The 13,894-nt window shown below is 67.8% G+C and carries 16 protein-coding genes and 1 pseudogene; 11 read left to right on the plus strand and 6 right to left on the minus strand.

From position 1 onward, the window contains the following. The first annotated feature begins 323 nt into the window (after nucleotides 1–323). From msrA to QQY24_RS11450, 5 genes and pseudogenes are all read left to right on the plus strand, one after another. Nucleotides 324–1,037, plus strand: coding sequence for a peptide-methionine (S)-S-oxide reductase MsrA (msrA, locus tag QQY24_RS11430; RefSeq protein ID WP_301972564.1), 714 nt, complete (start codon nucleotides 324–326; stop codon nucleotides 1,035–1,037). Between the two features lie 446 nt (nucleotides 1,038–1,483). Continuing rightward, nucleotides 1,484–3,303, plus strand: a pseudogene (locus QQY24_RS11435) (IS481 family transposase). Between the two features lie 69 nt (nucleotides 3,304–3,372). Next, nucleotides 3,373–4,044, plus strand: a complete 672-nt coding sequence (locus QQY24_RS11440; protein WP_367658046.1) for a replication initiator — start codon at nucleotides 3,373–3,375, stop codon at nucleotides 4,042–4,044. Further along, complete coding sequence (locus QQY24_RS11445; protein ID WP_301972565.1) at nucleotides 4,037–4,219, plus strand: helix-turn-helix domain-containing protein; 183 nt, start codon at nucleotides 4,037–4,039, stop codon at nucleotides 4,217–4,219. Before QQY24_RS11440 ends, QQY24_RS11445 begins: the two co-directional genes overlap by 8 nt. Further along, the gene (locus QQY24_RS11450) at nucleotides 4,219–5,457 is read left to right on the plus strand and encodes a site-specific integrase (RefSeq protein WP_301972567.1); all 1,239 of its coding nucleotides are present in this window, start codon (nucleotides 4,219–4,221) and stop codon (nucleotides 5,455–5,457) included. The genes QQY24_RS11445 and QQY24_RS11450 overlap by 1 nt, the downstream gene beginning before the upstream one ends. 166 nt (nucleotides 5,458–5,623) lie before the next feature. Here QQY24_RS11450 and QQY24_RS11455 read toward each other — a convergent pair whose 3' ends face one another. The 5 genes from QQY24_RS11455 to QQY24_RS11465 form a co-directional block, all read right to left on the minus strand. Then, nucleotides 5,624–6,079: a DUF4240 domain-containing protein gene (locus QQY24_RS11455; protein WP_301972568.1), complete on the minus strand. Its 456-nt coding sequence runs from the start codon at nucleotides 6,077–6,079 to the stop codon at nucleotides 5,624–5,626. Between the two features lie 235 nt (nucleotides 6,080–6,314). Next, nucleotides 6,315–6,908 (minus strand): Imm1 family immunity protein, encoded by a 594-nt coding sequence (locus QQY24_RS34750; RefSeq protein ID WP_367657989.1) that lies wholly within the window; start codon nucleotides 6,906–6,908, stop codon nucleotides 6,315–6,317. Between the two features lie 114 nt (nucleotides 6,909–7,022). Then, on the minus strand, nucleotides 7,023–7,460 hold the full coding sequence (locus tag QQY24_RS34755; RefSeq protein ID WP_367657990.1) for a DddA-like double-stranded DNA deaminase toxin: 438 nt from the start codon (nucleotides 7,458–7,460) through the stop codon (nucleotides 7,023–7,025). Nucleotides 7,461–7,591: 131 nt separating this feature from the next. After that, nucleotides 7,592–8,062 (minus strand): NUDIX domain-containing protein, encoded by a 471-nt coding sequence (locus tag QQY24_RS11460; protein WP_301972569.1) that lies wholly within the window; start codon nucleotides 8,060–8,062, stop codon nucleotides 7,592–7,594. Between the two features lie 2 nt (nucleotides 8,063–8,064). Further along, entirely contained in the window at nucleotides 8,065–8,784 is a 720-nt protein-coding gene (locus tag QQY24_RS11465) for a helix-turn-helix transcriptional regulator (RefSeq protein WP_301976215.1), read from the minus strand. A 273-nt stretch (nucleotides 8,785–9,057) separates the two neighbouring features. Here QQY24_RS11465 and QQY24_RS11470 point away from each other — a divergent pair, with 273 nt between their 5' ends. Both QQY24_RS11470 and QQY24_RS11475 read left to right on the plus strand, forming a co-directional pair. Beyond that, nucleotides 9,058–9,309, plus strand: a complete 252-nt coding sequence (locus QQY24_RS11470) for a hypothetical protein (protein ID WP_093554521.1) — start codon at nucleotides 9,058–9,060, stop codon at nucleotides 9,307–9,309. Beyond that, nucleotides 9,297–9,542 (plus strand): hypothetical protein, encoded by a 246-nt coding sequence (locus QQY24_RS11475; protein WP_004000830.1) that lies wholly within the window; start codon nucleotides 9,297–9,299, stop codon nucleotides 9,540–9,542. The genes QQY24_RS11470 and QQY24_RS11475 overlap by 13 nt, the downstream gene beginning before the upstream one ends. A 570-nt stretch (nucleotides 9,543–10,112) precedes the next feature. Here the strand turns inward: QQY24_RS11475 and QQY24_RS11480 are convergent. After that, nucleotides 10,113–10,982: a winged helix-turn-helix domain-containing protein gene (locus QQY24_RS11480; protein WP_301972570.1), complete on the minus strand. Its 870-nt coding sequence runs from the start codon at nucleotides 10,980–10,982 to the stop codon at nucleotides 10,113–10,115. Between the two features lie 177 nt (nucleotides 10,983–11,159). Here QQY24_RS11480 and QQY24_RS11485 point away from each other — a divergent pair, with 177 nt between their 5' ends. Genes QQY24_RS11485 through QQY24_RS11500 form a run of 4 tightly spaced genes read left to right on the plus strand, consistent with a single transcriptional unit; the run spans nucleotide 11,160 to nucleotide 13,877 of the window. After that, the gene (locus QQY24_RS11485; RefSeq protein WP_301972571.1) at nucleotides 11,160–11,513 is read left to right on the plus strand and encodes a hypothetical protein; all 354 of its coding nucleotides are present in this window, start codon (nucleotides 11,160–11,162) and stop codon (nucleotides 11,511–11,513) included. After that, a complete protein-coding gene (locus QQY24_RS11490) occupies nucleotides 11,510–11,698 on the plus strand; it encodes a hypothetical protein (protein ID WP_301972572.1) in 189 nt (62 codons plus the stop codon). Before QQY24_RS11485 ends, QQY24_RS11490 begins: the two co-directional genes overlap by 4 nt. A gap of 1 nt (nucleotide 11,699) precedes the next feature. After that, nucleotides 11,700–13,091: a cell division protein FtsK gene (locus QQY24_RS11495; RefSeq protein WP_301972573.1), complete on the plus strand. Its 1,392-nt coding sequence runs from the start codon at nucleotides 11,700–11,702 to the stop codon at nucleotides 13,089–13,091. 36 nt (nucleotides 13,092–13,127) lie between these two features. After that, nucleotides 13,128–13,877, plus strand: coding sequence for a DUF2637 domain-containing protein (locus QQY24_RS11500; RefSeq protein WP_301972574.1), 750 nt, complete (start codon nucleotides 13,128–13,130; stop codon nucleotides 13,875–13,877). Nucleotides 13,878–13,894: the final 17 nt, after the last annotated feature.

Below are 13,894 nucleotides of genomic sequence, written 5' to 3' on the forward strand. Positions count from 1 at the left end.
GGCCTGCGGCAGGGCGCACTCCGCGTGCCCCGGGCCCGGCCCGCAGGCGTGCTCGGCGCCCCTGCGCGCCCATTGGCCGCACCGGCCCACCGGTCGCGTGCGGGAAGGGAGCGGAACCCCGCCGCACGCGGCGTCGCCGAGCCGGCCGCGAAGCCGCCGCCGGCGCGCGTGACCGGCCGGCGGGAGCGGGGCGCCGCTGCACTCCGTGGCCTCCCCGGAGCCGGCCGGAATGCGGCAGCGGCCCCGGCCGTTGTACGAGTGCCGCCCGCCGCGGGGCCGGCGGCCCGCACCACGAGCCCGTTCCGCCATCCCCAGGAGACCCCATGCTCTTCGGCCGCACACCCCAGCTGCCCACCCCCGAGCAGGCGCTCAAGGGCCGCGCCGTGCCCGCCTTCGAGGTCCCCGACCGGCACACCGTCCTCGGCACCCCCCTCCTCGGCCCGTACCCGGAGGGTCTGGAGACCGCCGACTTCGGCCTGGGCTGCTTCTGGGGCGCCGAGCGCGCGTTCTGGCGGCTCCCGGCGGGCGTGTACACGACCCTGGTCGGCTACCAGGGCGGCTTCACCGAGAACCCCACGTACGAGGAGGTCTGTTCGGGCCTGACCGGCCACACGGAGGCCGTCCGCGTGGTCTACGACCCGGAGCTGCTCTCCTACGACCGCCTGCTGAAGACCTTCTGGGAGTCCCACAACCCGACCCAGGGCTTCCGCCAGGGCAACGACGTGGGCACCCAGTACCGCTCCGCGATCTACACCCACACCCCCGCCCAGGCCGCCGCGGCCGAGGCCTCCCGCGCCGCCTACCAGGAGGTCCTGACCTCCTCCGGCCACGGCACGATCACCACGGAGATCCTCCCGGCGCAGGACCGCCCCTTCTACCCGGCCGAGGACCACCACCAGCAGTACCTGGACAAGAACCCCGCGGGCTACTGCGGGCTGGGCGGGACCGGGGTCGAGCTGGGCGACCCGTTCGAGACGAACTGGGGGGCGTCCTGCCCGACGGGCGTCGCGCCGGCTCCGGAGCCGACCGAGAAGTGAGCGGCGGCCGCGCTCACGAGGTCTGAGCGGTCCCCCGTGGTCCCTGGTCGTCCGACCGGGGACCGCACGCGTTCACGTCGGACGCCGGCCGCGCCGGGATCCTTTTCGGTCGGCGGGCCAGGACCCAGCACGCGGTCCCCCACGTCCCGCCACTACGAAGGACACGGCGGCTTCGGGGGCAGGAGCAAGGGGCAGCCGGCCCGTCGTCCGGCAGCGGGTCCGCCGCGGCCCCCGCGATCAGCCGGGAGACCGTCAAGACCGGGTCTGTCAAACGAACGGTGTAACCAGGGTGGTGGGGGTTACTGACGGACTGCGGAGAGTGTCCGGTCCCGGTAGATGCTTGACACTTCGGTCCCAGCTGATGGTTGACGGTGGCCGTGTTCGGCTCTTCTCCTGTGCGCGTCGTTGCGGCGTGTGTGGGGAGGCCGGGATTGGCTCTGGTGGAGTTGTCGGTCGTCGAGCAGAGATATCGGGCTGTGCTTGCGGTGCTGGCGGGTGCGACGGTGACGGAGGTCGCCGCGTCGCTGGGGGTGTCGCGGCAGACGGTCAGCGGGTGGAAGTCGAGGTATGAGGCCTCCGGCCTGGCGGGATTGGTGGATCGTTCGCGTCGGCCGGCGTCGTGTCCGCATCGGGCCTCTGCGGAGGTGGAGGCGGCGGTGTGTGAGCTGCGGCGCAAGCATCCTCGCTGGGGTCCGCGGTGGATCGCGTTTGTGCTGGAGCGGGCCGGTCAGGTGGATCCGGTGCCGTCGCGGATGACCGTGTATCGGATCCTGGTCCGTCATGGGCTGGTGGTGCCGGGGGTGCGGCGGCGGAAGCGGTCGGATTACAAGTGCTGGCAGCGGGACCGTCCGATGCAGTTGTGGCAGATGGACATCGTCGGCGGCGTGATGCTGGTCGACCCGGTGACGGGCGAGTTGACCGAGGCCAAGGTCGTGACCGGGGTGGACGATCATTCCCGGTACTGCGTGATCGCATCGGTGGTCGAGCGGGCGACCGGGCGGGGGTCTGCTCGGCGTTCGTCCGGGCCTTGCAGAGGTTCGGGGTGCCGGAGGAGGTGCTGACCGACAACGGCAAGCAGTTCACCGACCGGTTCGGGCAGGGCGGTGAGGTGTTGTTCGACCGGATCTGCCGGGAGAACGGGATCGCTCACCGGCTCACCCAGCCTGCTTCCCCGACCACGACGGGCAAGGTCGAGCGGTTCCATCAGACGCTGCGGCGTGAACTCCTCGACGAGTGCGGCGCGTTTGAGAGTATCGAGCAGGCTCAGACGGCGCTGGATGCGTGGGTGGAGGAGTACAACTCCTCGCGGCCGCATCAGGCGCTGGACATGCAGTCCCCGGGAGACCGGTTCGCCTCGGTTGCCGAGGAGGAGCGGGACATCCTGGGCTTGAAGCTCCCTGGAGTGCTGGCGCTGGTGCCGCAGCAGCGGACACCTCGGGCGGGCCCGGATCCGGACCCGGGGGCGGCTCGGGCTGAAGAGCCGACTGTGTCTGCTGCTCTGCCTGAGGTGTCGGCGGTGGTGCCGGTGGAGCCCGGTGGGCCTGTGGAGTTCGAGCGGGTGGTGCCTGCGAGTGGGAATCTGCAGGTGGCGGGCAAGCAGTTCTGGCTCGGACCGGCCCGCTCAGGGCTGACTGTGACGTTCTGGGCGGACACGCAGGTGATCCATCTGCTGATCGCCGGGGCGCGGATCAAGACCGTGCGGTCGCACTTGTCGGTGGCGGATCTGGGACGGCTGGCCGCCCGGGGCGGACGTGCGGCCGGATTGGCCCCGCTTCCGGCCGGCGACGGGGCGGCGTTCGAGGTGGACCGGGTGGTGAACAACAGCGGCCTGGTGGGTCTGGGCGGGCACCAGGTGCTGGCGGCGGAGATCCTCGGAGGCCGCCAGGTGGGCATCCGGATCGACGGCGAGACGCTGTCGTTCTTCGACCTGTCCTCGCGGGAACTGCTGCGGGCGCGGCCCAACCCGCTGACCGGTGGGGAAGTGCGCAGGCTGCGGGGCCTGCGTCCGGCCGGACCGCCGCCGCGTCCGGGTATCGAGCCCGTGCGGGTGCAGCGGCGTGTCAGCGCGACAGGCACGATCATGGTCTGCCGCCAGGTCGTCTCCCTCGGCCGCCCCTACGCAGGCCAGACCGTGACCGTGCGCGTGTCGGACACGACGGTCAGCGTCGAGCTGGACGGCCAGGTCCGGGTGATCCGGCGCACGACCGACGTCCCTATCCGCAACGTGAAGGCGAACAAGCCCCACAAGGTTTCCGATGTTGTCTAGGCCCACCGTCAAGCATCACCCGGGACCAGAACGTCAGCCATCACCTGGGACTAGACACAGCGCGGACTGATCCACTTCCACGCCGTCATCCGCCTCGACGGCCCCGCAGGCACTTACACCCCGCCACCCGCATGGGCCACACCCGAACTTCTGGCCGACGCCATCCGGCTCGCGGCCACCCGTGCCCACATCGACGGGCCCGAGGTCAACGGCCGCGCCCGCTCCTTCGCGTTCGGCGAGCAGATCGACACCAGGATCATCCGGTCCACGGCCTTCCAGGCAGGGACCACAATCACGGAGGGCAAGGTCGCCGGATACGTCGCCAAGTACGCCACCAAGGGCACCGAAGCCGCGACCGGCACCCTCGACCACCGGCTGCAGAGGATCACCGTCCTCTGGTTCGAGTCCGTGCCCGAGCACGCCACCCGCATGATCCGCACCGCCTGGGCCCTCGGCGCCCGAGACAACCTCAAGCACCTGAACCTGCGCAAGTGGGCCCACATGCTCGGCTTCCGCGGCCACTTCTCCACCAAAACCCGCGCCTACTCCACCACCCTCAGCGCACTCCGGGCCGCCCGTGCCGCCTGGCACCGCCGCCACACACCGCCGACCTCTCCTACCACCCTCGTCCTCGCCCACTGGGCCTACGACGGCACCGGCCTCACCCCCGACCTCGAACGCCTCGCCGCCCTCATCCACGGCGGCCCGACACGGGAACAGGCGGTGACAGCTGGTGCGTGACGACGAACTCCTCACCGTCCCCGAGGTCATGGCCCGCCTCAAGATCGGCCGCTCCGCCCTCTACGACCTCCTGCGCACCCGCCGCCTGGCCTCGCTCACCATCGGCCGCGCCCGCCGCATCCCCACCCACGCCCTCGCTGACTATGTCCAGCGCCGCCTGGAAGAGGCCGCCTGATGACCGCCCCCAAGCGCAAGAAGGCCCGCGCCAACGGCGAAGGCACCATCTACCAGCGCAAGGACGGCCGCTGGGAAGCTGCCGGCTATGTCCTCGCCGCCAACGGCACCCGCAAACGCGTCCGCGTCTACGGCAGCACCCGGAGAGAAGCCGCCGACAAACTCGCCGAGAAGATCGCCGCCAGCAACCGCGGACTGCCCGTCGCCACCGCAGACAGCACCGTCGGCGACTACCTCACCTACTGGCTGAACGACGTCGCCGTCCACCGGCTCCGCGAGAACACCCACACGCGCTACGCCGCCTGTGTCCGCCTCCACCTCATCCCCGGACTCGGCACCAAGAAGATCGCCCGCCTCACCGCCAAAGAAGTCCGCACCTTCCTCGACCGCCTCCGCACCACCTGCCAGTGCTGTACCCAGGGCCTGGACACCGAACGGAAGAGGTGCTGCGCCATCGGCGAGTGCTGCCAGAAGCAGCTGTCCGCTTTGACCGTGACCTACGTGCACTCGGTGCTCAAGTCGGCACTGGAACACGCCGTCCGCGAAGACGAACTGCCCCGAAACGTCGCCCGCAACGTCAAGACCACCACGCACCAGCCCAGGCGCTTCCGTCCGCTCACCGCAGTAGAGGCCCGTCAGTTCCTCGACGCGGCCCGCGTCGACCCGCTCCACGCGCTGTATGAACTCGCCCTACGCACCGGCCTCCGCAAAAGCGAACTACTGGGCCTCCACTGGGAAGAGCTCGACCTCAACACAGGAACGGCCACCATCCGACACTCACTCCAGCGCACCCGCACCGGCGGCCTCACCCATCTGCCCACCAAGACCCGAGCGTCCGAGCGCCGCATCGCGCTTCCGACCGAATGCATCCACTCCCTCAAGAAGCACAAGGAACGGCAGGACAGGGAGCAGGGAGAGGCCGGGGTGGGATGGAAGGACAGCGGCCTCGTCTTCGCCACCCCGACCGGTGGACCTCTCGACCCGGCAAACCTCACTCGCCGATTCCGCAGCTTTCTCAACCGGGCCGGCCTCCGGCGCATCCGCTTCCACGACCTGCGGCACTCGACCGCCACCCTGCTCCTGGAGCAAGGCGTCGACCTCGTCGTCATCAAGGAACTCCTCGGCCACGCCCACATCGGCGTCACCGCTGGCGTCTACGCCCACGTCCGACTCCGCCTCCAACGCCAAGCCATCGACACCTTGGGCAGCGCCCTCGGTAGCAAGGCTGCCAGCCAGTAGCACTGCACTCATCCAGAACGGCCGACGGCCCCACGAGAAGACTCGTGGGGCCGTCGACGTCCGGCTGCGTTGCCGTCAGCGTTGCCGTCAAAGCAGCTCAGAGGACCGCTGGCGCAATGCCAGAAGACCATTGGCACGTTTGCTTAGCACGCCGTTCACGGTAGACCTATTCCGCCCAGCCCTGTGCATTCGACATTGATTCAATGGGGAATCCGCCGACCGTCACCATTTCACTGCAGAATTTCTTCTTGTAAACGCTAGGAGCGAGATAGAGAAGCCCCTCGGCGGCCTGGAAGAATGGCCTGACGAAACACGTGAACTCTGAGGTCGATCTCAAGACCGCATCGTACGCATCCCTGCCACCCAAGATGCACGCGCAACGCGCATACAGGAAGTGGTCACTTGTTTGCGGCAGCTCCAATCCAACCGCCAACACCACCGGGATCTCCACTAGCTCCCGCCTGTCAATCCTATAAAGAGCCTCATGCAGCTCTTCGGAAAACTTGACCAAATCGGTCGTATCCAGCCGATCAAGTCGCCCAGAGACCCGATCGAGAGCTGACCGCACATCGTCTCCCGACTGAGCGGGATTCGACCCGATGATGCTCCAGAAGTCGGTCACGCGATCCACCCTCACCAGAGCTCCAATTGCTGGAACCCTCTTTGTTGCAGTTACGCAGACGCCTCGCCAGACACTGCCTGACGGGGCGTCAAATTCGCTTGCACACATCGACAAGCAAATGGAAGTTCAACAAACAGCGACATCAATGCGAAATTCGCGCATAACCTCCATGATCGAGTAATAAATACCGTCTCACCGAAAGGGAGATTCCATCTTTCGCCACCGAGAACCTTCATCAGTGCAATGGGTGCCGTGTACCCGAATCTTTGCACCACGGATCCTGACAGTAGGAAGGTGTCACATCTGCCTGTCCATTCAGAGAGTGGTACGCGTCAAAGTCACCACGATCCCAGCAAATCGCCGTAGGCCTCTGACCGCTTCTTAGTTCGCAAAATTCCTCGACGGCCGCACGAATATCAGATATCGGCAGCGTATTGCGGGGCTCGAACAGCCTCCAATCGCCCAAATCAGCAACAACGTTTTGATCCAACGCCGGCGGTTCCGGATTCCTAGAGATCCATACACTCCTCGCAATCTCCCGATCCACTCGAACTACGGAATCCTCGGGAACTTGCCACCTCAATGCGCCATATCCTGTAAGCGGATTTGTCGAGACCTGAAGATAGCTGTCAAAATACCGATCTGATTTCATCGGATCCCTATGTGGCGCCAAGAGCACAAACGTTGCAAGAATGCCACCCTTTGGCTGTCCAACCACATCTGGCTCTCGGCCGGGCCCGCCGGTCACCAACTCGCCAATCAAGCGCCTAAGAATAGCTCCCGATGCTGCATGATATGTCATACCGCCAGTGAAAATAGTCAGAATCATTAATATCCTCCAACGTTCGCAGGTGAGGCGATGCGGAAAACTGAAATTAGACCGGCCCCACCCCGGAGGATTCTACCCCAGGGCAGGGCCGGCCAGATATTACACCTCTTGAGATTAACCGCCGCCCAGCATAGTTACCCCATGCCAGCCCTCTTCAGTGCGCCAAACGGATGTCAGGCTAGACCCTCTTGGTAGAATTGCAGACACCCCAGTCATACATGAATAAGGACCAGAACAAACCCCGTCAGAATTGTTGATTACGACTGTCGCCCTCTGAACGCCATTGCTTCTCATAGCCAAAGCGATCTTGGTTTCTACATGAGATGCGGCCGCGAACCCACCTGCAGCGTCGTGAGGCACGCCAGATTTTCTGAGCGCGTCCCTCACTTGCACGAATGAACCATTCTCACCGCTTGATACAGGAGCTCCGACTCTATTTCCAGCATCATCAACGACCTGACCAGTCGTAATCTTGCTGCCTGCCAACTCGTCCGCGATACCGTCGAGCGGATTGCAGTTGTGTACCAGGACCGGCGTGGCCCCCGCCAGCACATAGTACGTGTGCTACGCGGCCCCTCTCTATCTGCGTATTCGCAGATCAGCGGCGGTTTCGGGTTCCGCTGGTGTCCGTGGCTGTGCGGGGGAATCCGTGGGTGTTGCCGTCGCTACTGCCGTCAGGCGGTTCAGCCCAGGTACGGCTTCTCGCGGTGTTCCAGGAAGTGCTGGAGCCTGAGTCGTTGGGTGTGGTGCATCGGCAACTGCTCGATCTCTTCGGGCGGTACGAACCGGAGTTCGGTGGACTCGTCGGAGATCTCCAGTTGGCCGCCGGTGATGCGGGCGGTGAAGCAGACGTTGAACTGGCGGCGGACCTCGCCGTCGGTGTAGGCGATGACGTGTTTCGGGTCGGTGTAGGTGCCGACCAGACCGGTGATCTCAACGTCGAGGCCGGTCTCTTCCTTGACCTCGCGGACGGCCGTGCCGGGCAGGGAGTCGGTGAGTTCCATACCGCCGCCGGGCAGCGCCCACAAGTCGTTGTCTCGGCGGCGCTGGAGGAGGATGCGCCCGTGGTCGTCGGTGACGACGGCGGAGGCGGCGACGACCATGCTGTTCGGCTTGGGCGCGTTCGGGTCGTCGTAGTACTCGGTGCGGGCCACAGTCAGCCTTCCTCTCGTGCGGGCGTTGCCGTCGTCCACACAGCGTCGAAGCTCTCGGCGTAGGTGTCGAACATGCCGCCTGTCTCGTGTCGGCGAAGATGCCATACGGGGGCGGCGTAGGCGTTGACGCCCCAGACGTGTGCGTTGACGAGTTGCTGGTCGTCGGCGCGGTAGAGGGAGTTGTAGAGCGTGGTGGCGTGGGTGCGGACTTCGATGCCGGGGGTGCCGGCGAGTGGCCTGTAGTGCATGAGGGCGAGGCGGCAGCGGGATTCGATGCCGTGGCCGAACCGTTCCTCCTGGCCGCGGGCTTGGACGGTGTCGCTGTCGGCGTCTCCGATCGCGATGCGGACGGTGCAGCCTTGGGCGGCGCGTTCGGTGAGGAGTTCGTTCAGCCGGGGGTACGCCTCGTGGAGGAAGACGGCCGCGTAGACGAGGATGTCGATCCGTTCCCGGGCCTGGGCCATCAGGTCGGTGAACGCCGAGACGGGGATGTCGGCCCGCTGCTCGTAGAGCGCCACCAGCTCAGGGCTGATGGCGCGGGCGGGGCGGGCCTGGCGGAGCGCCGGCCAGAGTGCGTGCACGTCTTCTCCCAGGGCCTTGGCCGCCTGGAGGGCGGTGGCACGACGTGGGATACGCCCGAGGTTCACCCAGCGCTCGACCGACTTGGGGTCGACCTCGACCTGCTGAGCGAGTGCGGCGTACGTCCAGCCTCCCGCCGCCATGACGGCTCGTAGTCTCTCGTTCGGCACGAGTCTCCCCCTTCGTCTCAGGACGGCACTAGGGACGTTCTACACGGTGCAGGACGTCCCGAAGTGGGGTTTGGCGGAGGTTCCTTCGTCCCGGTGACCGGCGTGAGGATCGGTGCCGACCCTGTGGCACCAACAGGCCCAGGGGCACGCATCCACGCCGCCGAGGAGCGTCACCGTGCGAAAGAGCACCACGCCATGTGTTCCTGCCCTGCGACTGGACGCCCGGTCGCGCGCCGCCTCGCCGGGGTGGTCACGATGACGGCCCCCACCCCTGATGCCGACGGGCACACCGTCTCGCCCGATGCCGGCGCCCTGGTGGTCGACCGGCGGAGCGGCAAGGTGGGCGTGGTGATGGGGCATGTGGGGCCGCACGTGCAGCTTCGGCCGCCGCGCGGTGGCCGGGAGTGGGACGTGCCACCCGAGGACGTACGTACGCCGACTCCGACGGAGGAGTTGAGCGCGAAGGTGGCCGTGGCCAACCGGAGGTGGGGACGGTGACCCCTCGCTCGGTCCTGCGCTACGAGACCTGGACGCTCCAGCCCGACCGCGAGCCGGACGCGGAGCCGGTCCTGTACGCGATGCAGTGCGCCGTGGACGGAGAGACCTCACCGACAAGCGAGGACTTCGCCGAACCGCAGGACTGGGTGCTGCGGCACTGCGGTCAGAACCCGTCGCACCACACCTACCGGGAGATCATCACCCGCCCCTGGCGGACCTGGCGCCAGACGTGAGCCACTCTCCTCGCCCAGGCGCCGCACCGCGCTGACCCACCCGACTCCCGTCCCTGCCGGGCGCAGCCGATCGAGGCTCCCCCGCACTCGTCAGCCCCGGCAGGGACGGGCCCTCACCTGCGTGCCGGGCCCATGGTCATGAGGTTCTGGCCTCTGCCACAGAAAGTCAGCCACGACGGCGGGCGTGCCGACCGATCACCCGCCACGTGTGTCTCGCTCAACCCCGCACCGGCATCAGCCCAGTTATCTCCATCGTCACGGCCCCCAGCCAGGCAGCAAGCATGGGCGTCCGGGACGGCGCAAGCCCGCCGGGCGTCCTCTCAGGTGCCCGGCCAGTCTGCTGCTGAGCGGTCGGACCGGGGCTTCCGATTGGTAGTCCGGCCTACGCTCCCGGGCTCTGCGCGCCGAGTGGTCGGCGGCCGTCGCCAGCGGGGCGGCAGACAGGAGCGGGCGGCGGTCACCGACCGCCGACGCGCGGCGGCCCGCGTCAGCGGGACGCCCTTGATCAAGTAAAGAAACTCTGAACAGCTCACCCCGTCCAACCCACCGGCCGGGCTGCCGGGTCGCTGGTCAGGACCGCCGTTGCCGGCGCTTCTTCGATTCGGCCAGTGCGGCTTCGAGTTTCTCGCGCGGCGATGCGTCCGAGTCGGCGTCGGCGTCATGGAGGGGGGGCAGGAACAGGCCGCGTCGGCTTGTCTCGCGTTTGATCTTCCGGCGCTCGTTGAAGATCCGTTGGTGTTCCTCACGGATCGTGGCCCATCGCTGGTCGAGTTCTGCTTCCCGTGCCAGGAGCTCGTCATCGGTGAGGTCGGCGAAGTCGGCGGCGGCTGCGCGGGCCTCGCGGGCGATCTCTTCCCGTAGCAGGTAGTTCGTGATCGGCCCGTGGTGCTTGCCCGGTTCCGGGGTCTGGCGCACGAAGACACCGCGGCCCTTGACCGAGTACACGAGTCCTTCCTGCTTGAGGCTTCGGTAGGCGTTCTGCGCGGTGGAGTTGGCTACTTGGAAGCGCTCTTGGATCTCACGGGCGGGCGGGAGCTGGGAGCCCGGAGGGTAGGTGCCTTCTGCGATGTCGCGGCGGAGGAAGTCGGCGACCTGAACGTAGGGCGGGCGGCTGTCGTCGTTGCGGATGAGGTCGGCCGGCCAGTCCGGGCCTGACTCCTCTCCGTCTTCGTCCGCTGGGGAGTCCGGGGCATCGCTCCCGCTGTCCGTCGAGCTCACGAAGCTGCCCCGGCCGAGTTGGGAGTAGACCAGCCCTTCCTGTTTGAGGACCCGCAGGGCGTTCTGGACGGTGGAGCTGGAGACGCCGAACCGCTCGCCGAGCACGTTCGCCGAGGGCAGTCGCTCGCCCGATGTGAACTCGCCGGTCAGAATCGCGTCCCGCAGGGCAGCAGCGGCCTGGAGATACGGCGGTCGGGAGTCCTCGTCCAAGGGCAGGGTCATGACCCCACGGTATCGCCTGCCCGGTAGGTCGCTACGGACAGATCACTGTGCTTCCCGCCTGATCGCCCACCCACCTCATCGGTTTCACAACTTCATCGGGGTTGCAAGTTCTGCGATTATCTCCCTATGCTCATGCCGAGCCGATCAAGCGGCTCCATCGAACGAGGATGTGATGGCATGGCCATGACTCGAATCCGGGTTGCTCTGCTGCCGTCGGCGGTGTGCATCGCGGGCACCGAACCGGCGCTGAAGATCAAGGACCAGCAGACCGGGGAGGTCGCCACCGACCGGGAGACCGGCGCGTCGCTGTACACGGTGACCGTGATGCTCATGGAGGACGGTCGCGCCGAAGTCCTGAAGATCACCGTCCCGGAGACGGGCCTTGCGGCCGGGCTGAAGCCGGGGGCGATGGTGCGGCCGGTGGACCTTTTCGCGACCCCGTGGGCGCGGATCTTCAACGGTCAGCTCTCCGACGGCGTCGCCTACCGGGCTTCCCGCCTGGAACTGGTGACGGTGGAGGCGAACCAGTGACCCGCTTCGAACGCCACCTGTCGGAGCGGGAGTTGTCCTCGCTCCGGCCCCTGCCTGATACGGAAGGCAAGGCCACCTTCGCCGTCTCGGCTGCCGTGCTCGATGTCCTCGGCCTGGCCCCGGAACAGGCGGCCTACCTCGACCTGGGCGACGTGTTCCGCCTGATACGCGAAGAGGGGGCCTGACATGGAAGCCATCACGGGATACGCCTCGTACGCGCTGCCGATCACTACGGCGCTCATCGGTGTGTGGCTGGTGTGGACGGTGGTGCGCTACGTGCGGGCCGACAAGGGCACGCGGGTCAGCATGCGGCAGGCCGTCCGGGTCCGCTGGGGCTGGGTACGCCTCGCGCGGATGGCCGGACTGACGGTCACCGACAAGACCCCGAGCCTGCTCACGCAGATCACCGCCCAGAAGGACAGTCCCCCGCCCGCTCCCCGGATCCTGACGCCGAAGATCAAGGTCAAGCCCGACCAGTACGGCGTGATCGTGCAGGCCCGGACGCTGCCACAGGTCGGACTGGAGGAGTACCAGAAGTCGGCGCGGTTCCTGGCGGACGCCTGGCGGTGCACGCGGGTCTCCGTGCTGCCGGACGGCCCCGGCAAGGTGCTGATCCGGGGCGTGCGCTCCGATCCGCTGACCACGCCGACCCGCCATCGGCCCACCGGCCGCCCGCTCGCGGACCTGACGCGCTGGGAGCTGGGAGTGGACGAGTACGCCGCCCGGGTGTGCGTGTCCCTGGCCAACGTGCCCGGAGTGACGGTGGCCGGCGTCCCGGGTGCGGGCAAGACCTCGGGGGTCAACAAGTTCGTCTGCGACTTCGCACCGTCCCCGGCCGTGCAGATCGCGACTGCGGACGGAAAGGTGTCACGGGCCTCGGAGGGCGACTATGCCGACCTGGTCAAGCGGATGTTCGCGTTCTGCGGCGACGACCTCGACGAGGCGAACGCGCTGTTCAAGCGCCTGGTGGAGCTGCGCAAGCGGCGCTCGGCGACCATCCGGGACGTGCTGGGCGTGAAGAACATGTGGCACGTCGCCCCCTCTCCGGAGTGGCCGCTCACGGTCCTGATCATCGATGAGGCGCACACGTTCTTCCGCGAGTACAAGGGCAGCGACGCCACCACGAAGCGCTTGGCCGCGTTGACGGCGGAGAATGCCCGGCTGGTGGAGGACCTGGTCAAGAAGGGCCGCAGTGTCGGCATTCTGGTGATCCTGATCAGCCAGAAGACCACCGGGGATGCGATCCCCACCTTCATCCGCGACGTGTGCCCCATCGGGCTGTCCTTCGCGCAGAAGACGGTGGAGGCCGCGGTGGCCGCGCTGGGTGAGGACATCCGCAACTGGCCCGACGCCAGCCCGGTCACCTTGCAGGACCCCGCCTACGTCGGCGTCGCGGTCATGGCGATGCAGGGCCGCCCCGGCTACACCCGCATCCGCACCCCCTACGTCTCGGATGCCGATGCCGCCCGCATCGCCGAGGAGACCTCGCACCTGACCGCCGACCCGGATCTGTGCCTGGACGCCCTTCTCCGTAAGACCGGCCGGACGGCAGTGTCCACGCCCTCGCTCACCAAGTGATCCAGAACAGCACGCGACAGAAGGGAGGTTGAGGTCATGGCGGAGGAACGGTTCACCCGGCGCACCGTGACCGTGGTCATGGCGGTCATCGCGGCCCTGGCCTTCGTCTTCTCCTTCGGCAACGTCTGGGCGCTCGCCCTGCGCCTCGGTGTCCCCCGCCCGATCGCACCGCTGATCGCGCCCATGGTGGATCTGTCCGTCGTCGGGCTCCTGGTCGCCCTGCGGTTCCTGGCCATGCGCGGCGTACCCAAGGCGGAGTTGCGGTCCGGTACCCGGCTGCTGCACCTGTGCGGGCTGCTCACCCTCGCACTGAACACCGCCGAACCGCTGCTGACCGGACGCTACGGCCGGGCTTGCCTGGACACCGTCGCCCCGCTCCTGCTCCTCGGCTGGGGCCACGTCGGCCCCGCCTTCCTCGCCCAGTTCCACACCCCCACCCACCCCGTCCCGCAGCTGGAGGCCGTACCCACCACTGTCCCCAAGCCGGTGCCCGACGAGGCACCCGCCCCCGAATCGGCACCCCCGACTCTCATCCCGGACGTCGTTACCGCCCCGGCCGAGGAATCGCAGCCCGCCCCGGCTCCGGCCGCGGCTCTGCCCGTCACCGTCGCGAAGACGGCTCGACCCGCCTCTGGCCCGGCCCTGCCGACTGCCCTGCTGGACGCGGCCCGGCGCATCGCAGATACCCACCGCACCGAGCACGAAGCGCCGATCACAGCAGCCCAGTTGGGGACTCGCATGGGCGTCGCCCTGCCGGTGGCCACCGCCGCCCTCGCTCAGCTCTGAGCCCGGCCCTCACCAGC

This window comes from Streptomyces sp. TG1A-8 (assembly GCF_030499535.1).
Taxonomy (GTDB): domain Bacteria; phylum Actinomycetota; class Actinomycetes; order Streptomycetales; family Streptomycetaceae; genus Streptomyces.